Consider the following 20,538-nt stretch of genomic DNA (forward strand, 5'->3'; position numbering starts at 1 on the left):
ATAAAGAAGTACGATGGAGAGAGGATGCTTGCGGATGCAACTCGATAAATTAAGAGGGCGTGAACTTGATCAGCTATTTGAGGCGATCTTGAAGCTCGATACGCTCGAAGATTGTTATCAATTGTTCGAAGATTTAGCGACCGTCAACGAAGTCCAGGCGCTGGCTCAACGGTTAGAAGTGGCCCGCCAAATTCGTGAAGGTAGCACATATCATAAAATTGAAGAAGCGACAGGTGCTTCGACGGCTACGATTTCTCGGGTCAAGCGTTGCTTGAACTACGGGTCTGGTGGCTATGACCTTGCCCTTGAACGCCTAAACCAATCAGACAAAGGTGACTCGTAAGAGTCATCTTGTTTTTGATGGAAAGGAGGGGCAAGATGCAAGACAAATTTATGAAACGTAATTTACAACTATTCTTTCGAAAACTAACACCCGTTCAAACGCTCGTCTTGATTTACAGCGCGGCTGCGATTTTGTCGATCATCCTGCTCGCTCTACCGATTGCGCATAACCCGGGTGTGACCATCACGTTCACCGACCTCGTCTTTTTTGCGGTCAGCTGTGTCAGCGTCACCGGACTGACACCGATTGATGTGGCAGAGACGTTTTCCACGTTTGGTTTATTCATCATTTTATTTATCGTCCAAGTGAGTGGGGTCGGTTTGATTAGTCTTCACGTCATCATGTGGATTTTACTCGGGAAACGGATCGGTTTTCGTGAGCGCCAACTCATCTTGCGTGACCAAAACCAAACCTCAATGGCTGGAATCATCAAGTACATCACGGAGATCGTCATTACCGTGCTAACCATTGAAGCGGTTGGAGCCGTGCTCCTCGGTGTGCATTATTTAAACTATTTCGATACCGCGGGCGAGGCATTTTTGCAAGGCTTATTCGGGGCAGTCAGTGCGACGACGAATGCCGGGTTCGATATTACCGGGAGCTCGCTCGCCCCGTTCCGGGAAGACCCGTTCGTCATCTTCACGCAGATCGCCCTTATGACCGGCGGCGCCATCGGATTCCCAGTGCTCATTGAGATTCGGACATATTTGATGAGTCGTATCATACGCAACCGGGAGAACTTCCCGCGTCGCTTCTCGCTCTTCACGAAGTTGACGGTTTCGACTTTTTTCATCTTGATCGCGGTTGGAACGGTCGGATTGTTCTTGTTCGAGTACAACAACGCATTTAAAGATTTGCCGCTATGGCTCGCACTCTCGGACTCGTTATTCCAGTCTGTAACGACGCGGAATGGGGGGCTGTCCACGGTCGATGTGAACTTGTTCTCGGAAGGGAGTATGCTCCTTCTATCCATTCTCATGTTCATCGGCGCCTCGCCATCTTCTGTCGGTGGGGGGATTCGAACGACGACGTTCGCTGTCGCTGTCCTTGGGGTCATCGCATTCATTCGCGGAGACTCATCGATTAAAATTTTCGGCCGTGAAATCGTGCTTGAAGATATTTGGAAAGCGTTCGTCATCATCACTGTCTCACTCGCTGTGTTACTAACTGGTGTCATGGTGCTCTCGTTCTTTGAGGACGCATCCCTCACCCGCATCTTGTTCGAGGCGTGCTCGGCGTTCGGGACGACCGGTTTGTCGGTCGGCCTCTCATCTGAGTTTTCGAATGTCGGCAAATGGGTGCTCACGATTCTCATGTTCATCGGCCGGATTGGGGTCATCGCTTTCATCTTGATCTTGCAACGTCGCCAGCCGAAACGGATGTACAACTATCCGAAAGAATCGATTATCTTAGGTTAAGGAGATCAGGTTATGAAGGCATTTTGGATCAATTTCGGTTACGTGTTCGTCGTTCCGGTTTTGCCTTTTATCGCTATCGTGAACGGAACGGCGCTATGCTCCCCGGATTCACCGTTGCTTGACATTCCAGTCCTCGGATTCTTCTTAGGGAAGCCACTCTGGTTCGTCCCGGTGTACGGTGTGTTCGCGCTCATCGTCGCGAAATGGATGACGTCGCGCGAACATCGCGCCGCCCGATCATGACACGTTTAAAGACTTGCTGCGGCAAGTCTTTTTTCGTCAACAGATGCAAGTGAACCTAAAAATCGCTACACTAGAGAAGGTATCGAATGGAGGGAGCCCTATGAAATTCACGCAGTGGCGTCATGTCTTTAAACTAGATCCGAATAAATCACTTGACGACGCGTCGCTCGATGCGCTCATTCACTCGGGTACCGATGCGTTCCTCATCGGGGGGACGGACGGGGTGGACGCAGAGAACACGTACCGGCTCTATGAACGGTTAGCCGGATGTGGCGTGCCACTCGCGCTCGAACTGAGTCATCCCGATCAGACTGTTCGTGGATTTCAGCATTACTTTATCCCGACCGTGTTGAACGCGGGGACTGTTGAGTGGATCATCGGACACCAGGCAAAGGCGTTTGAAACGTATGGGCATTGGTTCGATGCGACGTGCGTGACCGGTCAAGGGTATATCGTCTTAAACCCCGAGGCGAAAGTCGCCGTCGTGACAGAAGCAAAGACGAACCTGTCACTCGAACAAGTCGTCGCCTACGCGGAAACGGGTCGGTACGTGTTCCGCTTACCTTCCCTCTATCTCGAATATAGCGGTACGTTCGGCTCGCCGGACGTCGTTAAAGAAGTACGCCTCGCACTACCGGACACCCACTTGTTTTATGGGGGCGGCATTGATGGGGCAGAGACGGCACGCCTCATGGCTCCTTACGCCGATACGCTCGTTGTCGGAAATGTCATTTATGAGAATCTCGAAGGAGCGCTTGCGACCGTAGCAGCACTCCGATAAAATAAGAACAAACGTTTGGAATGAAGAAAGGAAACGATTATGTATAACTTGAGTGAAGAATTGGTCAAAGGCATGAACCCTCCACAAGCAGAAGCAGTCAAATACACGGACGGCCCGCTCCTCATCATGGCCGGGGCCGGATCTGGGAAAACACGCGTCTTGACGCACCGCGTCGCTTATTTGATGGCTTCGAAACAGATTGCACCGTGGAACATTCTCGCCATCACGTTTACGAACAAAGCGGCCCGGGAGATGAAAGATCGGATTGCCCGCCTCGTCGGTGGTGTCGCGGATGATATTTGGATTTCAACGTTTCACTCGATGTGCGTCCGAATTTTACGCCGTGATATCGACCGTATCCGTTATGACCGGAACTTCTCGATTCTCGACTCGTCCGATCAGTTGACGGCGATCAAACAAGTGCTCAAAGAGCAAAATCTCGACCCGAAGAAGTATGAGCCGCGAACGCTGCTCGGTATGATCTCGAATCATAAAAACGAACTGCGGACCGCAAAAGACGCCGCAGGTCTTGTCGGCAACAACCCGTACGAGAAAGTCATCTCGGAAGTGTACACGGGCTACGAGAAGAAGTTGAAGCAAAACAACGTCCTCGACTTCGACGACTTGATTATGAAAACGATTCAGTTGTTCCAAGAAGCGCCCGACGTGCTCGCGTTCTATCAAAAGAAGTTCCAATACATCCACGTCGACGAGTATCAAGATACGAACCGGGCGCAATATACGCTCGTCAAGTTGCTTGCTGAGGCGCATGAGAACTTATGTGTCGTCGGGGACTCGGACCAGTCGATTTACCGCTGGCGCGGCGCGGATATCGCCAATATCTTGACGTTCGAGAAAGATTATCCGAGTGCCCACGTCATCTTGCTCGAGCAAAACTATCGCTCGACGAAACGGATTTTAGAGGCGGCGAACGGAGTCATTCAAAACAACTCGAGCCGTAAAGATAAAAAGTTGTGGACGGAAAACGTCGAAGGCGAGAAACTCCTCTTACACGTCGCCTCAGACGACCGCGACGAAGCGTTCTTCATCATCAACCAGATGAAAGAACTCCGTCAAGAAGGCATCGATTACGGCGAAATGGCGGTCTTATACCGGACGAACGCCCAGTCACGTGGTCTCGAGGAGATGCTCCTAAAGTCGAATATCCCATACAAGATGGTTGGCGGGACGAAGTTCTATGAGCGAAAAGAAATCAAAGACATTTTGGCGTACTTGCGCTTGATTGCCAATCCGGACGAGGACATCTCGTTCGTTCGGGTCGTCAACGAACCGAAGCGGGGCATCGGTGCCGCGACGGTCGACAAGCTAGGGGACTTCGCTGCGATGCAAGGTGTATCCCTCATGGAGGCGATTCGGGATATTAAACTGTCTGGCATCGCTCCACGGACGGCGACGAAACTTGCCGAATTCCGAAAACTTATGGTCGATCTTCGTCAAATGGCAGACTACTTATCCATCTCCGAATTGATTGAGGAAGTATTGAAGAAGTCGGGTTATGAAGAGATGCTTAAAATCGAGAAGACGCTCGAAGCCGAGAGCCGGCTTGAGAACTTGCAAGAATTTCTCTCGGTCGCACAAAACTTCGAGAAGGAAAGTGATGAACAGACGCTTGTCGCGTTCCTTACTGATTTGACGCTCGTCTCCGACCTCGACTCGCTCGAAGAAGTCGACGAGTTGCATCAAGTGACGCTCATGACGCTTCATTCAGCGAAAGGACTCGAGTTCCCGGTCGTCTTCTTAATTGGGATGGAAGAAGGATTGTTCCCTCACAGCCGTGCCCTGAACGATCCCGAGGAGATGGAAGAAGAGCGCCGACTCGCTTACGTGGGCATCACGCGGGCCGAGAAGCGTCTCTATTTGACGCGAGCCCAGTCCCGCATGTTGTACGGCCGCTTCCAAAACAACCCAGAGTCGCGCTTCTTACACGAACTACCGGAGACGCTATTAGAACGTTCAGGGAAAGCGAAGAAGCCGATGCCGTGGAATCCAGTCGAGTCGCCAGGGAAACTCCCGGTGAACGGCTTCAGCTCGAAACCGAAACCGAAGCTCGCCCAGTCTTCGGGCGCCGAATCGATGGGCTGGAACGTCGGTGATAAAGCGAACCATAAGAAGTGGGGTCAAGGTACGGTCGTGCAGACGCGCGGCGAAGGGGATCAGCTCGAGCTCGATATCGCCTTCCCGGCCGTCGGTATTAAACGACTACTCGCCAAGTTTGCCCCAATCGAAAAAGCGTGAGGTGATCATATGGAGATGGCAGAACGGGTTGAAGCGTTACGAAAAAAATTAAATCAGTATGGTTATGAGTACTATGTCCTCGACCAGCCGAGCGTACCTGATTCGGAGTATGACCGGCTCATGAACGAGTTGATTGACATCGAGACGGACTATCCAGAACTGCGGAGTCCGGACTCTCCGACGCAACGTGTCGGCGGGGCCCCGCTCGATGCGTTCGTGAAAGTGACGCATGACACGCCGATGCTCTCGCTCGGGAACGTCTTCTCGAAAGGAGAGCTCGTCGAATGGGTCGAGCGCATCGAGAAGGACCTCGGGTATAGTCCGCTGTTTGTCGCCGAACTGAAGTTTGATGGGCTTGCCGTGTCACTTAAATATGAGGACGGACGGCTCGTCCGCGGCGCGACGCGCGGCGACGGCACGACCGGGGAGGACATCACGCAAAACTTGAAGACGATTCATTCGATCCCGCTTCGGCTGAACGAAGACGTCACGTTCGAGGTGCGCGGTGAGGCGTATATGCCGAAGCGCTCGTTCGAACATTTGAACGATGAACGGGAACGTCTCGGAGAACCGTTATTCGCCAACCCACGCAACGCGGCGGCCGGTTCGCTTCGACAGCTCGATTCGAAAATCGCGGCGTCACGGAACTTGGCGTTCTTCGCCTATGGGCTCGTCTCGCCGGACGATCTCGTCGCCTCTCACGACGAAGCACTCGCGTATTTAGAACGTCTCGGAATCGCCGTCAGCCAAGCGTATACGACGTGCCATACGGCTGATGAGTTATGGGATTATATTGAGACGTATGTCACGAAGCGGTCCGAATTGCCGTACGAGATTGACGGCATCGTCATCAAAGTCGCGGCGTATGAAGAACAAGAGCAGCTCGGCTTCACGGCGAAGAGCCCTCGCTGGGCGGTTGCCTACAAGTTTCCCGCTGAAGAAGTCGTCACGACGATCGAAGACGTCGACTTCAGTGTCGGACGAACAGGGAAGGTGACGCCGCGCGCGCGTTTCGCACCGGTCTCGGTCGCGGGCTCGACCGTGACGTATGCCACGCTTCACAATGAAGACTTCATAAAAGAAAAGGATTTACACGTGTTTGACCGCGTCATCATTAAGAAGGCAGGCGATGTCATTCCGGCCGTCGTGTCGGCCATCGTCAGTGAACGGACCGGGAACGAACAGGAAATCGTCTTCCCGACACATTGTCCGGCGTGTGACTCGGAGCTCGTCCGATTAGAAGGCGAGGCCGATCATCGTTGTGTCAATCCGGAGTGTCCGGCTCAGCTATTAGAAGGGTTGATTCATTTCGTCTCACGTCCGGCGATGAATATCGACGGTCTCGGAGAGAAAGTCATCACCCAACTGCATGAGACCGGTCTCGTCCATAATGTCGCCGACTTGTATCGTCTTGACCGCGAGGCGCTCCTTGCGCTTGAACGGATGGGTGAGACGTCGGTCACAAACTTGCTCGCGGCCATCGACGCGTCAAGGCAGAATTCGCTCGAACGGGTATTGTTCGCTCTCGGCATTCGGCTCGTCGGGCAAAAAGCGGCGACGCTCATTGCCGAACAGTTTGAGTCGATGGAGCGGATTATGACGGCCTCTGTCGAAGACTTGACCGCCATCGATGGCATCGGCACAAAAATGGCCGAATCGATCACGCTCTATTTCGAGAAACCAGAAGCCCGCGACCTCGTGGCAGAACTTGCCGAAGCAGGTGTCAATTTGACATTCAAAGGGACGAAGCGTCCGATTGATACGGACGCCCCACTCGCCGGTAAGACCGTCGTCTTGACCGGAAAACTGCACGAGATGACGCGCGGTGAAGCCGGGAAGAAACTTGAACTGCTCGGTGCGAGCGTCACCGGCAGCGTCAGCAAAAATACAGACCTTCTCGTCGCAGGTGAGAAGGCCGGCTCGAAATTGACGAAAGCAGAATCGCTCGGAATCGAAGTGTGGGACGAGGCCGCCTTGCTTTCTTTTTTAGCGGAACAAGAGTGAAAGAAGGTCTTCATCTGAAACGAGTTCGTTTCGGTTGAAGGCTTTTTTTCATTGACCTAACGTTTAAAAAATACAACGTTTCGACGGATTTGTGGAAACGCCGGAAGGGTAATAAATACTATCTTTACAATTTGTAAAATCTTCCTGATTTAGAGGACCCTTTGACCCCACGACTCACGCACACACATCCTCTTTCCTCCCTCCGTGCCGAGGCGGTCATCGGACAGACTTGTCGACTGGCATTCAACTTAGAGGAGGGACACATCATGACACACGCCACCCGTCGATGGACTGCTTGGATTGCGTTAGTTGCCTTATTGATTGGCTTACTTACACCGAACGTTTTATACGCCGAGACTTCGAGCACGATATATGTGCAGGTCGACTTAACGACCGAGGAAGCAGACCGTTTATTCGAATCGAGTCTCGTCTATGAGGACGTGACGTATTACGGGGTTCGAGAAACTGCCGACACGTGGCGATTCATGATTGACGCGGCTCGTGTCGACGGATCGTTGATTGATACGGTCACGCTTTACGATGAAGCCCGCGTCCCGTATTCGTTCACTGCGTTCACGATAACAGAAGAAACGGTGACAGCCCCGGCCACAACACTAGAAACGGAAGTTCCCGTAGTCGAAGACGTGCAAGAGGAACCACTCGTGGAAGAACCTGTGGCGGAAGAAACGCCTTTAGCAGAAGTTCCTGTAGCGGAACCACCTGCTGAAGAACCGGTTGCGGAAGCACCGGTTGCAGAAGTCGAAGTGATGACAGAAGAAGCGGCAGCCACGTCTCTCACCCCGTCCGTCGCCATCGATAAGCTCGCGCTCGGCGCGGACGGTGAAATCACAGAAGTGCTCGCAGGCGACTTGTTGACGTATCGTCTCGTGATTCACGTAGCAGGTGCCCCGCTTGAAAACGTCTCGGTAACGGATGCGGTACCGGAAGCGTTGACCGTCGTCGCGGATTCGATTGAAGTCATCGGACCGGAAGGCGTGGAAACACCGATTCCGACCGTCGTAAGTGGTCCGCCCGCTTTCAATTGGACGTTCCCGGTCATACCGGTCGGGACAACGGTGATTCAGTTTGACACGTTCGCCCCAGACTTGGAAATGGAGATGGACGTGACGAACACGTTTTGTATCGGGGTCGAAAACGAAGCGATTCCAAACGATTGTGCGGACGTGACGGTGACCGTCGTACCGAACGAAATGATCGGGCTTGAGGTCGGAAAAGAAGCGAATATCGATCAAGCGGTCGTCGGCGGTATGATTCCGTACACGTTCATCATCGAGAACACCGGCGAAACATCGCTTACGGTCACGTCGATTGAAGATGAATTCTTTGACGGTGGCATGAGCGCCGAAGCCATCCGTGTATTCAATGAGACGTTGCAAACAAGATTTGATGCGCTAATTGGAGAGGATGGGCTTGCCCCGGGCGAACGGGTGGAAACGACCATCAACCTCGAAGTGCCGGACGATTACGATGCGGCGACCGAACCTGAAATCGGGAATATCTTCCGAGTGGCCGCCACTGACGAGTATGGTCGTGTGATCGATGCAGAGAGCCAACAAATCGTCTTGTTGGACCGGATTGACTTCACCGTGACAAAAGAAGCGAACTCGAAAACAGTGCATCCGGGCGATGCGATTGTGTACACGTATACGATTACGAACACGTCGAACGTCACGCTTCATTTCGTCGACGTGATGGAAGAATGGACGAGCGGGGCCTTGACCGTGACAGAACAGCGTGACGCGACCGAAGCGCTACGTAACGGCATGCGAGCCCTAGCGGAAGTCGAGAACGGCCTTGTGCCCGGTGAAGAAGTCGTCCTGGAGATGGAGCAAGTCTTGTTGCCTTCTTACGACGTCCGAGCTGGCGAGACGTTGACGAATCGGGTGACCTTCACGTTCGAAGTGAGCGGGAACCGCGTCTCCCGTTCGGCCGAGGCGACGGTTCACGTCAAACAAGCCATCCCAGAACGGGAAGATGACAGTGCGTATGTCAAAGATCCGACGACACCCCCGACACAAGGGACGCTCCCGATGACTGGTTCGACGAGTACGTGGGTAACAGCGCTCGGTCTCCTGTTTCTCCTCGTCGGACTGATGACGTTCATGTATCGCCGACGTCCATCGAACAAAGCATAACGCGTCTTCCTCCGGTTCCATTGCCGGAGGATTTGTTTGTCTAACGGACTGATTCCGCTTCGACACTTTTTTCAGCGGGCGATTTTGCTATAATAGAAAAAGTGTATGAGGAATCGACTTGTTAAAAGGAGTTAACGATAGATGAAATGGAAACAACTCATCATTCCCGCAGTGGCCGCCAGTTTGCTACTCAGTGGATGTTCAATGAAGATCCCAATGGGGGAAGAAGAAGCGACGCCGACAGGAAATGAGACGGTGTCAGAAGGGGTCACGCCTGCCATCGAGGCGCGTGATTCGTATTATCAGATGGTGATTCCGTTCAAACCGGCAGCGGCCCGTGGACTCGCGCAACGTCAAGTGAGTTCGTCGCTCGAACTAGAAGAAGTCGAACTTGGCTTGATGCGTCATTCGACCGGAGCGTTCAATCCGGAGCAGTTCGCGTATCAAGAAGGTCAGCTTTTGACGAACACCGACGTCTTACAACTGCTCGGTCGTAAGAGCAAGGAGCAGGAAGAAGGCGCCTTCGTTCCACTCAACCCGGCTTATCAAAACGGGACGGCGGAAGTTTCAGACGCGGACTTTGTCGACGCCAATAAAGAGTCACCGCTCTATCTCGCCTCGCTCGTCGAACAGAACTACATGCAACGAGCCGATAACGGCTATACGCTCGGCGGTGTCTCGTTCGCGCTCATCTTGAACCGGGAGTACGTCTTCCAAGCTCCAAACTTCGGGCCGACATATACCGAGCGATTGGATGAGAGTAAAGTCATCGCAGAAGGGGAGCGGATGGCGAATGAACTCGTGACACAGCTACGTGAACGGGAAGACTTTAAAGATCTCGATATTAATGTGGCGTTGTACATGAAGGCATCGCAAGGTTCGCCGACACCTGGTAACTACATCAAATCGGCGTTCGTCGGCAAGTCGGACAGTGTCGCTTCAGGAGACTGGAAAGCGATCGATGAGCGGTACTATTACTTCCCATCAAGCGCAGCTACGAACGAAGTGCGAGATGATGCCCAAAAGTTCACGTTGTTCAGTGACCGCATCGCCGACGTCTTCCCTGACTTTAGCGGGATGATCGGCAAAGGATTCTATCAAAACGGTGACTTGTCACGGCTAGAGATTGATATCCCGATTCAGTTCTATAGTCGCGCCGAACTCGTCGGCTTCACGCAACATATCGTCGGTTTGCTCGAGAACCGCTGGGAATACAATCGCAGCGTCCCGATTCGGATTAACGTTACTTCGCTCGGAGGCAACCCAGAAGTCACGATTGTGTTTGAAGAAGGTATGTCGAATCCAAAGGTATATTTCTAAGAGAAAGGGCTTCGTTTTGAAACGAAGTCCTTCTTTTTTTCGTATAAAACAGTGAGGGTAATCTTTGACCTTATTTGACCAATTGGGTAGAATAGACTTAACAGAATCGGGAAAGGGATAGGTGAGGTGAAACGAGATGGCAAAAAATTATTATGACGTCCTGGGCGTGTCCAAACAGGCATCGGACCAAGACATAAAGCGAGCATATCGAAAGTTGGCCAAACAATACCATCCGGACGTGAATAAAGACCCGGGCGCACAAGACAAGTTCAAGGCGATTCAAGAAGCGTTTGACGTATTGAGCGACCCAGAGAAAAAAGCAAATTATGACCGCTACGGAAGTGCGGAAGGACCGACATTCGGTGGCGGGACGTATAGCGGAGACGGATATGGGGAGGGCTCGGCCCAGTTTGAGGATTTGTTCCGTCAATTCGGGGGCGGCTCACGGACGACGTCGCGGACGTTCGGATTTGAGGACATGTTCGGCAGTTTCTTCAACCAGACGGTCGAGGAAGACTTGGATGAGACGGTACGCGTCAACGTACCGCTTAGCCAATTGACGAAAGAGGCGAAAGTGAGTTTGCGTCTCCAGTCTGGGACTGTGAACGTGAAAATTCCCCAAGGCGCCTATGAAGGACAAAAGCTGCGCCTAAAAGGGAAGGGCAGTAAAGTCGGACAATCCGGGGACCGTGGCGACGTCTATGTCGAACTTCATTTTACAGACGACGAGACGTATCACCGGGAAGGGGCGAACGTGATCACCGTCAAACGACTGCGCCCGCTCGCGTTTCTGGATGGGACGGAAGTCATCGTCGCGACGCTCGACGGGGGCCGCGTGAAATTGAAAGTGAAACCGGGTTCGCGTCCAGGGCAACGGATGCGGATTCCAGGACGTGGCTTTATGACGACCTCGAAAGTCCGGTCTGACTTGTTCGTCCAGCTCGAGGTCGACTTGCCACTCGACGCCGCCCACCGATCTGTTTATGAACAACTTGAACGCTGAACATAAGGAGGAAACGGGATGGATTTCAATCGATTTACCGATAAAGCGCATGAAAGCATCGTCAGTTCGCAAGCACTCGCGAAACAGTATCATCATAGTGAGATGAACGAATGGCACGTCCTCGCATCGATGATTTCGCAGGCGGACGGCATCATTCCACTTTTGCTACAAAAGATGGAGTTGAACGTCGCGGACATCGAAGCGGAAGTGGCGATGGCGCTCAAAAATGCACCGAAGTTGCAAACGCCGACGACACCGATGATTTCAGCTTCTCTCTTGAACGTCTTGACGACGGCCGAGCGTGAGGCGACCAGTATGAATGACGAATACGTCTCCGTCGAACACGTGTTGCTCGGTATCCTGTTGAATAAAAGCCAAGCGCAAAGCATGCTCGAACGTAAAGGCGTGACCGAGGAGAAGTTACGCGAGGCGCTCACCGCGATTCGTGGCAATCGACGTATCACCTCGAAGTCTCCGGAAGCGACGTATGACGTGTTGACGAAATACGGACGCGATTTGATTCAAGAAGTGAAGACTGGGAAAATCGACCCCGTCATCGGGCGCGACAGTGAGATTCGCCGCGTCATCCGTATCTTGAGCCGGAAGACGAAGAACAATCCCGTCTTAATTGGAGAACCGGGAGTCGGGAAGACGGCGATCGTCGAAGGGCTCGCCCAACGGATCGTCCGTGGCGACGTCCCGGAAAGCTTGAAAGACAAGACGATTTTCAGTCTCGACATGAGTTCGCTCGTCGCTGGCGCCAAATATCGCGGGGAGTTCGAAGAACGTTTGCAAGCCGTCTTGAACGAAGTGAAAGAAGCGGAAGGGAAAATCATCCTCTTCATCGACGAATTGCACACGATCGTCGGAGCCGGTAAATCCGAAGGAGCGATGGACGCCGGGAATATGCTCAAGCCGATGCTCGCTCGTGGTGAACTCCATTGTATCGGCGCAACAACGCTCGATGAGTATCGTCAATACATCGAGAAAGATCCAGCACTCGAGCGACGCTTCCAACAAGTGCTCGTCGACGAACCGGATGTCGAAGACACGGTCTCCATCTTGCGCGGCTTGAAAGAACGGTTTGAGATTCACCACGGTGTCCGCATTCATGACAACGCGCTCGTCGCGGCGGCCGTCTTATCGAACCGCTACATTACCGATCGCTTCATGCCGGACAAGGCGATTGACCTCGTCGATGAGTCGTGTGCGATGATTCGGACCGAGATGGAATCGATGCCGGCCGAACTCGATGAACTCGTCCGTCGCGTCATGCAGCTTGAGATTGAAGAAGCGGCGCTTAAAAAAGAGAGCGATGACGCGTCGAAGAAACGACTCGAAGCGCTTCAACAAGAACTCGCCTCGTCACGCGAACAAGCGGACGCGCTCCGTCTACGTTGGGAGAACGAGAAAGAATCGACCCACCGCGTGCAACACATCCGTGGCGACCTCGAGAAAGTGAAGCTCGAACTGCAAGAGGCCGAAAGTCGCTACGACTTGAACCGAGCGTCGGAACTCAAATACGGACGCATCCCGGAACTCGAGCGTGAACTCGAAGAAGCCGAACGTCTTGCAGGATCGGTGACGCGTGAACTCGTCCGGGAAGAAGTGACGGAAGAAGAGATTGCGGAAGTCGTCTCGAAATGGACGGGCATCCCAGTGACGAAACTGACCGAGGGAGAACGCGACAAGTTGCTCAACCTCGAGACGGTGCTTCACCAGCGCGTGTTCGGCCAAGACGACGCGATTCGGCTCGTCAGCGACGCCGTCATCCGGGCCCGGGCCGGCATCAAAGACCCGAACCGCCCGATTGGGTCGTTCCTCTTCCTCGGTCCGACCGGGGTCGGGAAGACCGAACTCGGGAAAGCGCTCGCCGAGGCGATGTTCGATTCCGAAGATCATATCGTCCGACTCGACATGAGCGAATATATGGAGAAGCACGCCGTATCCCGTCTCGTCGGCGCGCCTCCGGGCTATATCGGCTACGAGGAAGGCGGTCAGTTGACAGAAGCAGTACGCCGCAATCCGTACTCGGTGTTACTACTTGACGAAGTCGAGAAAGCGCACGCCGATGTGTTCAACATCTTGCTTCAGTTGCTTGATGACGGTCGGTTGACCGACTCGCACGGCCGTGTCGTCGACTTTAAAAATACCATCGTCATCATGACGTCGAACATCGGGGCCGACATCTTGCTCGAGGCGGCGAGAGATGGCGTCATCGATGAGGCGGAAGAACGCCAAGTCATCGAGCGGCTTCGTCGCCACTTCCGACCGGAGTTCTTGAACCGTGTCGACGAGACGATCCTGTTCCACCCGCTCACGCGCGACCAAATCGGTCAAATCGTCGAAAAAGCGGTCGCTCGAATGGGAAGCCGTTTGACGGCCCGGTCGATTCAAATCGAAATCACCGATGCGGCGAAAGCGTTCATCGCGGATGAGGCGTATGAACCGCAGTTTGGGGCCCGTCCAATCAACCGCTACGTACAGCGGACGATTGAGACGAAACTTGCCCGCAGCATCCTTGCGGGTGACGTCGAGGATGGCCAGACCGTGATGATTGACGTCGAGAACGGAGAGTTGACGCTCCGTCCAACGACCGTGACGTACTAATAGGAAGGAGCGCCAGCAGATGCCGGCGCTCCTTTTGGTTAGCGATTTACGTGGATGCGTCGATGGACGGTACGTAGGACGAAATAGCTGAGTGCGAGAAACGAGGCGTACAATAGGACGGCGAACGCAAAATTGAAGACGACGGGAATCGTTCCCATATCACGCTGGCGAGCGGCTTCGTCAAACCAAATCACAAGCCAAAAGAACATACCGAGACTGACCGCGACGAGCGAGTAAAATCCGCCGTTCGCCGTTTTTCCGAATCGCATGATTAAATGGCCGAGTGGATAACTGATCAAGGCGATGAGTGCGAGGCCGATATAAAACAAGCCGTCAATCGGGATATACACGAACATGTGATCTCCACCTTTATCGAGATAAATGCAAATTCAATATATTTACAGTTATCATACGATAAAACAAAAAAATGTAAAATGATTCTTTTACGTAGAGGGTTGATAGACGCAATACGGTTCTTCGGCTTTATAGTCTCCCGTCACCGCGAACGCACGGGCCCGCGAACCGCCGCAGACGTAACGGTATTCACAATACCCGCACTTGCCGCCATGCGTATCGGGGTCTCGAAGTGAGGTGAACACCGGATGATGCCGATAAAGATCAGCGAGTGAGGATTGCTTGACGTTGCCGCAAGTGATCGGGAGAAATCCAGACGGTTGGACCTCACCGGTATGCGAGATGAAGACAAACCCGTTCCCGTCGTTCGTCCCGCGAGGCGCTTTCGCCAAATCGTCGTGCGGATGACCAATCGGCGGGAGCCCGAGTTGTTTCCGTCGCGCGTTCTCCTGACGGGCGATGCGACGATAAAATTGGGCCTCGGTCGTTGAGATGATGAATGGGACTTCGGCTTGGAGAGCGAACGCCCAACGAAGAACCTGTTCATGTTGCTCTGGTGTGATCGGTTGTAAGAGCGAGCCCCGTCCGGTCGGGACGAGAAAGAAGAGGGTCCAGACAGAGACGCCAAGCTCTTCGACGAGTTTGGCGATCGCGGGGAGTTGGTCCACGTTATATTCGGTGACGGTCGTATTGATTTGGAACGACATGCCTTCCTGATGGAAGTACGAAATGCCGCGAAGCGTCCGCTCGAAACTGCCGCGAGTGCCCCGGAAGTAATCGTGCGATTTGGCGTCTGACCCATCAAGGGAGAACGCCCAACGAGATAGCCCAGCCGCTTTCGCCCGTTTGACCGCATCATGGGTCACTCGCGGGGTAGCCGACGGTGTCATCGAAACGCGCATGCCAAGCGACACCGCATAACGGGTCAATTCGAATAAATCGTCACGCATGAGCGGGTCGCCACCGGTAAAAACAAGAATCGGGTTGCCCATGGCGTGAATGTCACGGATGAGTGCTTTCGCCTGATCGGTATCGAGTTCATCGGGATACCGATGATATTGGGCTTCGGCCCGGCAATGAAGGCATGACAACGCGCAGGCGCGCGTCACTTCCCAAATGACGATAAAGGGGTTGACGTTATAATCGATTCCTCTCATGCGAGCACCTCATTCATTTGATTCAGACGTTCGACGGCCCGTTTGGCAGAATCGACACAGTCCGGTAATCCGACTCCGTCAAGGATTGCGCCGCACGCCTCGACCCCGTCAAGTTCGGCGATGACACGATTGAACGCACGAACGTACGCTTGATGACCGACCTCATACTGGGGCATCGTATTGAGATGCCGTTCCACTTTCGTGAAGAGGGGTTTTCCGACCGGTTGGATCTTCCGTAGTTCGTTTAAGGCGAACGCCGCAATTCTCTCGTCGGCTTCATGCAACAGGCTAGGCACATGATCGGTACCGATATAAACGCGTACCAACGCTTTGTTTTTCGGTGCCATATGTGGCCATTTCTTATGCATCCAACTGCACGCGGTCAGCGCATTGCCTTCGCCTTTCGCGATGACGTAGCCGGTTCCGTCGAGCGCGGCGACATCGGTCTCCTTGAAAGCAGCGAGTACGGTCAAAGAAGACGTCCGTTTCAGGGCAGATAACTGTTCTGCTTCCGTTAATCCGAGCACCGGTCCGAGTGCTTCGGGAGATGTCGCGAGAATGATGCCGTCAAACGTCTCGACCGTCCCGTCCGATCGCACGACTTCATGCGGGCGAATCGCGGCGACGCGTATATTTAAATAGAGATGATCAATTGCGGGACGGAGCGCTTCAATTAACGTACCGAGCCCGTTCTGGAGCGATAAAAACTTCCCTGCCTCACGCGGTTTGGCACCGGCTTGAACGGGCGGCGTCAATGCTTTCATGCCGAGGATCAAGCTGCGTTTTTTCTGTTCAATCGTGATAAACTGAGGAAAAGTAGACTCGATGCTCATATCCTGAAGCGTCCCGTTATAAATACCTGACAAAAGCGGCTCGATCATCGACTCGACCACTTCAGAACCGAGCCGAGTCCGGAAGAACGTGTCGAGCGAAATGTCGGTCCCGTGATAGACGCGCGGGAGCACGAGGTCAAATCCGGCTCGAAACTTGCCACGCCATGTGAATAAATCGGTCTTGACCATCGGCCAAAATTTTGTCGGGATTCCCATGACGGAACCGTCCGGCATTTGACGTAGTTTTTGTCGGACGTAGATGTAAGACGTCCCGGTCTTCGAACGAACGAGTTGCTCCTCTAAGCCGAGCTCGGTGATCAAGTCGGTCAATGTCGGTTTTCGGGCCATATACCCGTCCGGCCCGCATTCAAGCACAAATCCGTCCCGATAAATCGTTTTGATTTTCCCTCCAAGTCGATCGTTCGCTTCATACAGTGTGACGCGAGCGCCTTGCTGTTTAGCATAATAGGCGGCAGCAAGCCCGGTAATACCGCCGCCAATGATTGCGATGTGTTTCAATTCGTTCACCCATTTCCGTATAGTCTCATCTTTAACGGTACCGAGAATTGTCACCGAGACATAGGATAAGTATCACACCGTTGTTAGACAAAACTGTCACGATTGAAAAGGAGGAACTGCCATGCTCTCATTTTGGCTGATGGCGTCAATCGTCATCGTAGGCGTCATCACGTTCATCCTCGTGATGAATCGGCACGGTGACAAGCTCGACGGGGATGAAGAGAGTCCGCCAATTCTATGGGCCGATGACAAATGGTATCAAGATGACGGGCCGCCGGATGGATAACCGCGAGAAGATGTGGTAAGATGTCTCGGTTGTAAACTATCGGATATGAGGTGATGATGATGAACGTATTAGAACAGCAGTTGGCGCATTTGGTCGACGAGTGTCGTCCGTACACGGCTCAAGGGAAAGTGGCGGATTATATTCCCGAGCTGGCTCATGTGAAAGACGACTTACTCGGCGTGGCAATATGTCTGCCTGACGGTTCTTACATCCATGCGGGTGACGTCCATCATAAGTTCACGATTCAAAGTGTCTCGAAGGCGCTCACGCTTTGCTATGTGTTGATGGAGTTCGGGGAAGATTATGTGTTCTCAAAAGTCGGAATGGAACCGACCGGGGACGCGTTCAACTCGATCGCAAAGCTTGAAGAGACGGTGCCATCGAAACCGCTCAACCCGATGATCAATGCCGGTGCGCTCGCTGTCACGAGCATGATTTTAGGCGATACAGCCGAATTGAAGATTTATCAGTTCCGCCAATTTTTGGCGACGTTATTGGACGTTCCGGTCGAAGAGGTGCGCTACAACGAAAAAGTCGCCCGCTCGGAATACGAGACGACCGACTTGAACCGGGCCTTGCTCTATTTCATGCGTCATCACGGCATTGTCGAGGGTGACGTCGATGAGATTATCGATGTGTATACGAAACAGTGTGCCATCGAAATCGATTGTTTTGACTTGGCGCGGATCGGTCGCATCCTGTCCGGAAATGGGGAAGACCCGGTGACAGGCGAAGAACTGATTCCACGTCGCGTCGTCCGTATCGTCAAAGCGATCATGACGACGTGCGGCATGTACGATGCGTCGGGCGAGTTCGCCGTTCGTGTCGGGCTGCCTGGGAAAAGTGGCGTCTCTGGCGCGATTCTCGCGACCGGCAAGCATGAGCTCGGGTTGAGCGATGTCGGATTCGGCATCTTCGGCCCCGCGCTCGACTCGAAAGGCAACTCAATCGCCGGTATGAAGCTACTTGAACTTCTCGTCGAGCGGTACACGTCTCGTTAAAGGTCGGTGTCCTTGACCGCCGCGTTGAGTTCGTCCTCAAGCGATTGAATGCGTTCGTCATACGCATCGCGGAGCTCGGGAGGCGGTGTGAAATCAGTCCACCGTAACAACAACTGGTGTTGATCGTTCACATGACCGAGCTCGGTCTGGAGCTTCTTCAATTTGTGGATTTGGTCTTTAGAGGCCGTCGCCTCATAGTTCAACAAATAGTCATGTAAATAGCGCTCGCGTTTGACGGCGAGCCGGACTTTATGGAGCGTCTCGAGCCGGTCGGTCATCTGTGACGCTTCTTCGTGAGTCTCGATTCGCTGCTTTCGTTCGCTTTTCGCTTTTTCGAGTAAGGCGGCCGTATCTTGTTTTTTGAACGCACGAAACAATTGCCCGCCAAGGAAGCGGCGCACTTGTTGGTCAAGCGATGGGGTCATTTTTTCACTGACCCGAGTCGCGAGAACGGTGCGATTGATTGCCCGTTGTCGCTCCATCTCTTCAAGAAATGCGCGGTCGAGCGCCGTGTCGGCCTCGAACGCCTCGATGAGCACGTCGCCGTCACGAACGGCCCCAAGTGCCTCCATGAGCTGTTTCAGCTGCCGATACGTGGACGGTTTCGTCTCGTATAGTTGCATGAAGGTCAATAGCTTCCGGAGGTGCACGCGTGCCTGATGGACATCTTCGTTATTTTGAAACGTGAGCGCTTCGGTCATGTAATGATTAAACGTATTCCACGTCTCGAGCAACTCATATTTTAGTTTTTCTGCATTCCGTTGATTCATTCTACTGTTTCCTTTCTGAAATGAGATGAGGGTTGTCCATGTATCAAACACATACGCTTCAAGAAAAAATGAAATTGTTCTTCACCATCTTCTATCCGATTTTGGTGACGCAAGTGTCCTTTTACTTAATCAGCTTCTTTGACACGGTCATGTCCGGTCGCGCCGGAGCAGTCGACTTGGCCGGTGTCGGTGTCGGTTCAAGTTTGTGGATGCCGGTCTATACAGGACTGAGCGGGATTTTACTCGCCGTCGCACCGATTGTGGCGCAAGCGCTCGGGGCGAGAAATATCCAACAGATTCAACGGACGTTGTTCCAAGGTGTCTATTTAGCAGTCGGCTTGAGCATCGCGACACTCATCCTCGGAGCGATTCTCGTACCGACCGCGGTCGACGGGATGGGACTGAGTGAAGAAGGAAAACGCATCGCCAAAGGCTACTTGTTCGCCCTAGGTTTCGGGGTATTGCCGATGTTTTTGTTCAACGTGTTACGCACGCTAATGGACTCACTCGGCAAAACGCGCGTCTCGATGCTCCTTATACTATTAGGGTTACCCATTAACGTCGGTTTAAACTACATCTTCATTTTTGGAAAATTTGGTGTGCCGGCTTACGGAGGGATCGGGGCCGGGATTGCTTCGGCAATCACGTATTGGCTTCTCTTTTTCATGGCGTTCGCCTTCGTTCGAAACGGGAAGCCGTTCCTCGAATATCGTTTCTTGCGCTCGTTCGAGCGTCTGCTGTGGCCGCGTCAAAAAGAGTTGTTACAACTCGGGACACCGATCGGACTTGCGATTTTCGCAGAAGTGAGCATCTTCGCGGCGGTGACGCTTCTCTTGAGTTCGTACGGTGACAATATCGTCGCCGCGCACCAAGCGGCGATCAACTTCGCGTCGTTCGTCTACATGTTGCCGCTCTCGGCATCAAGCGCGCTCACGATTGTCGTCGGGTATGAACTCGGGGCACGTCGTTTAAAGGACGCCGTTCGCTACGCGAAAATTGGCCTCTCGCTCTGTCTGGCCGTATCCATCTTTTCAGGGGCGTTTTTGTTTTGGCAAAACGAACGCGTCGCGGCGATTTATACGAATGATGCGGCGGTCGTCGAACTTGCCGCGCACTTCATGATTTTTGCGGTATTCTTCCAATTGTCGGACGCGGTCGCCGCTCCGATTCAAGGAATTTTGCGAGGGTTTAAAGACGTCAACGTGACGCTCATCTTGTCGCTCATTGCGTACTGGGTGATCGGGTTACCTCTTGGTTACACGCTCGCTGAACCGTTCGGTGTCGGTCCGGACGGATACTGGATCGGGTTGATTGCTGGTCTAGCCGCTGGGGCCGTACTCTTATTTGTTCGTCTCGTGTATATCGTCCGGCGTTATAAACCGGAACCGGTTGAAATAAAATCATAATCGAATGTGGGGCCCAGTCAACGGACTGGGTCTTCTTTCGTGAAACGAGACACACTTCTTATAAATTGGTATATACAA

The 20,538-nt window shown here is 53.2% G+C and carries 17 protein-coding genes; 13 read left to right on the top strand and 4 right to left on the bottom strand.

Annotated elements, in window-relative coordinates:
- Positions 1 to 34 precede the first annotated feature (34 nt).
- From KNP92_RS12550 to clpB, 10 genes are all read left to right on the top strand, one after another.
- A complete protein-coding gene (locus KNP92_RS12550; RefSeq protein WP_024371764.1) occupies positions 35 to 343 on the top strand; it encodes a YerC/YecD family TrpR-related protein in 309 nt (102 codons plus the stop codon).
- Between the two features lie 50 nt (positions 344 to 393).
- Entirely contained in the window at positions 394 to 1,761 is a 1,368-nt protein-coding gene (locus tag KNP92_RS12555; RefSeq protein WP_251136581.1) for a TrkH family potassium uptake protein, read from the top strand.
- Positions 1,762 to 1,773: 12 nt separating this feature from the next.
- Positions 1,774 to 2,004 (top strand): hypothetical protein, encoded by a 231-nt coding sequence (locus KNP92_RS12560; protein ID WP_214841001.1) that lies wholly within the window; start codon positions 1,774 to 1,776, stop codon positions 2,002 to 2,004.
- Between the two features lie 100 nt (positions 2,005 to 2,104).
- Positions 2,105 to 2,785, top strand: a complete 681-nt coding sequence (pcrB, locus tag KNP92_RS12565) for a heptaprenylglyceryl phosphate synthase (protein ID WP_214841003.1) — start codon at positions 2,105 to 2,107, stop codon at positions 2,783 to 2,785.
- 39 nt (positions 2,786 to 2,824) lie between these two features.
- On the top strand, positions 2,825 to 5,041 hold the full coding sequence (gene pcrA / locus KNP92_RS12570; protein WP_214841011.1) for a DNA helicase PcrA: 2,217 nt from the start codon (positions 2,825 to 2,827) through the stop codon (positions 5,039 to 5,041).
- A 9-nt stretch (positions 5,042 to 5,050) separates the two neighbouring features.
- Positions 5,051 to 7,045 carry an NAD-dependent DNA ligase LigA gene (gene ligA, locus KNP92_RS12575; protein WP_214841014.1) on the top strand — a complete coding sequence of 665 codons (1,995 nt, stop codon included), beginning with the start codon at positions 5,051 to 5,053 and terminating at the stop codon, positions 7,043 to 7,045.
- A gap of 266 nt (positions 7,046 to 7,311) precedes the next feature.
- Positions 7,312 to 9,201: a DUF7507 domain-containing protein gene (locus tag KNP92_RS12580; protein ID WP_214841016.1), complete on the top strand. Its 1,890-nt coding sequence runs from the start codon at positions 7,312 to 7,314 to the stop codon at positions 9,199 to 9,201.
- 141 nt (positions 9,202 to 9,342) lie between these two features.
- Positions 9,343 to 10,521, top strand: a complete 1,179-nt coding sequence (locus KNP92_RS12585) for a CamS family sex pheromone protein (protein WP_214841017.1) — start codon at positions 9,343 to 9,345, stop codon at positions 10,519 to 10,521.
- A 136-nt stretch (positions 10,522 to 10,657) separates the two neighbouring features.
- Positions 10,658 to 11,524: a DnaJ C-terminal domain-containing protein gene (locus tag KNP92_RS12590; protein WP_214841019.1), complete on the top strand. Its 867-nt coding sequence runs from the start codon at positions 10,658 to 10,660 to the stop codon at positions 11,522 to 11,524.
- Between the two features lie 18 nt (positions 11,525 to 11,542).
- Positions 11,543 to 14,134: an ATP-dependent chaperone ClpB gene (gene clpB / locus KNP92_RS12595; protein WP_214841021.1), complete on the top strand. Its 2,592-nt coding sequence runs from the start codon at positions 11,543 to 11,545 to the stop codon at positions 14,132 to 14,134.
- A gap of 38 nt (positions 14,135 to 14,172) precedes the next feature.
- Here clpB and KNP92_RS12600 read toward each other — a convergent pair whose 3' ends face one another.
- The 3 genes from KNP92_RS12600 to hemG all read right to left on the bottom strand — a co-directional run bounded on the left by KNP92_RS12600 (position 14,173) and on the right by hemG (position 17,006).
- On the bottom strand, positions 14,173 to 14,490 hold the full coding sequence (locus KNP92_RS12600; RefSeq protein ID WP_214841023.1) for a hypothetical protein: 318 nt from the start codon (positions 14,488 to 14,490) through the stop codon (positions 14,173 to 14,175).
- 87 nt (positions 14,491 to 14,577) lie between these two features.
- Complete coding sequence (locus KNP92_RS12605; protein ID WP_214841025.1) at positions 14,578 to 15,645, bottom strand: TIGR04053 family radical SAM/SPASM domain-containing protein; 1,068 nt, start codon at positions 15,643 to 15,645, stop codon at positions 14,578 to 14,580.
- A complete protein-coding gene (gene hemG / locus KNP92_RS12610; protein WP_214841034.1) occupies positions 15,642 to 17,006 on the bottom strand; it encodes a protoporphyrinogen oxidase in 1,365 nt (454 codons plus the stop codon). Before hemG ends, KNP92_RS12605 begins: the two co-directional genes overlap by 4 nt.
- 112 nt (positions 17,007 to 17,118) lie before the next feature.
- Between hemG and KNP92_RS12615 the strand changes: the two genes are divergently transcribed.
- Entirely contained in the window at positions 17,119 to 17,283 is a 165-nt protein-coding gene (locus KNP92_RS12615; protein WP_211779961.1) for a hypothetical protein, read from the top strand.
- A 56-nt stretch (positions 17,284 to 17,339) separates the two neighbouring features.
- Positions 17,340 to 18,284, top strand: coding sequence for a glutaminase A (gene glsA / locus KNP92_RS12620; RefSeq protein WP_376778130.1), 945 nt, complete (start codon positions 17,340 to 17,342; stop codon positions 18,282 to 18,284).
- Here the strand turns inward: glsA and KNP92_RS12625 are convergent.
- A complete protein-coding gene (locus KNP92_RS12625) occupies positions 18,281 to 19,054 on the bottom strand; it encodes a CHAD domain-containing protein (RefSeq protein ID WP_214841045.1) in 774 nt (257 codons plus the stop codon). The two genes, glsA and KNP92_RS12625, sit on opposite strands and share 4 nt — an antisense overlap.
- Before the next feature lie 38 nt (positions 19,055 to 19,092).
- On the opposite strand from KNP92_RS12625, the gene KNP92_RS12630 reads away from it, so the two are divergent.
- Entirely contained in the window at positions 19,093 to 20,460 is a 1,368-nt protein-coding gene (locus tag KNP92_RS12630; RefSeq protein WP_214841048.1) for an MATE family efflux transporter, read from the top strand.
- The last annotated feature ends 78 nt before the right edge of the window (positions 20,461 to 20,538 follow it).

This window comes from Exiguobacterium sp. s122, assembly GCF_018618475.1.
Taxonomy (GTDB): domain Bacteria; phylum Bacillota; class Bacilli; order Exiguobacteriales; family Exiguobacteriaceae; genus Exiguobacterium; species Exiguobacterium himgiriensis.

Coding starts and splice junctions, on each gene's coding strand:
- KNP92_RS12550 (WP_024371764.1), top strand. CDS start 35: ATGCAACTCGATAAATTAAGAGGGCGTGAACTTGATCAGCTATTTGAG.
- KNP92_RS12555 (WP_251136581.1), top strand. CDS start 394: ATGAAACGTAATTTACAACTATTCTTTCGAAAACTAACACCCGTTCAA.
- KNP92_RS12560 (WP_214841001.1), top strand. CDS start 1,774: ATGAAGGCATTTTGGATCAATTTCGGTTACGTGTTCGTCGTTCCGGTT.
- pcrB (WP_214841003.1), top strand. CDS start 2,105: ATGAAATTCACGCAGTGGCGTCATGTCTTTAAACTAGATCCGAATAAA.
- pcrA (WP_214841011.1), top strand. CDS start 2,825: ATGTATAACTTGAGTGAAGAATTGGTCAAAGGCATGAACCCTCCACAA.
- ligA (WP_214841014.1), top strand. CDS start 5,051: ATGGAGATGGCAGAACGGGTTGAAGCGTTACGAAAAAAATTAAATCAG.
- KNP92_RS12580 (WP_214841016.1), top strand. CDS start 7,312: ATGACACACGCCACCCGTCGATGGACTGCTTGGATTGCGTTAGTTGCC.
- KNP92_RS12585 (WP_214841017.1), top strand. CDS start 9,343: ATGAAATGGAAACAACTCATCATTCCCGCAGTGGCCGCCAGTTTGCTA.
- KNP92_RS12590 (WP_214841019.1), top strand. CDS start 10,658: ATGGCAAAAAATTATTATGACGTCCTGGGCGTGTCCAAACAGGCATCG.
- clpB (WP_214841021.1), top strand. CDS start 11,543: ATGGATTTCAATCGATTTACCGATAAAGCGCATGAAAGCATCGTCAGT.
- KNP92_RS12600 (WP_214841023.1), bottom strand. CDS start 14,490: ATGTTCGTGTATATCCCGATTGACGGCTTGTTTTATATCGGCCTCGCA.
- KNP92_RS12605 (WP_214841025.1), bottom strand. CDS start 15,645: ATGAGAGGAATCGATTATAACGTCAACCCCTTTATCGTCATTTGGGAA.
- KNP92_RS12615 (WP_211779961.1), top strand. CDS start 17,119: ATGCTCTCATTTTGGCTGATGGCGTCAATCGTCATCGTAGGCGTCATC.
- glsA (WP_376778130.1), top strand. CDS start 17,340: ATGATGAACGTATTAGAACAGCAGTTGGCGCATTTGGTCGACGAGTGT.
- KNP92_RS12625 (WP_214841045.1), bottom strand. CDS start 19,054: ATGAATCAACGGAATGCAGAAAAACTAAAATATGAGTTGCTCGAGACG.
- KNP92_RS12630 (WP_214841048.1), top strand. CDS start 19,093: ATGTATCAAACACATACGCTTCAAGAAAAAATGAAATTGTTCTTCACC.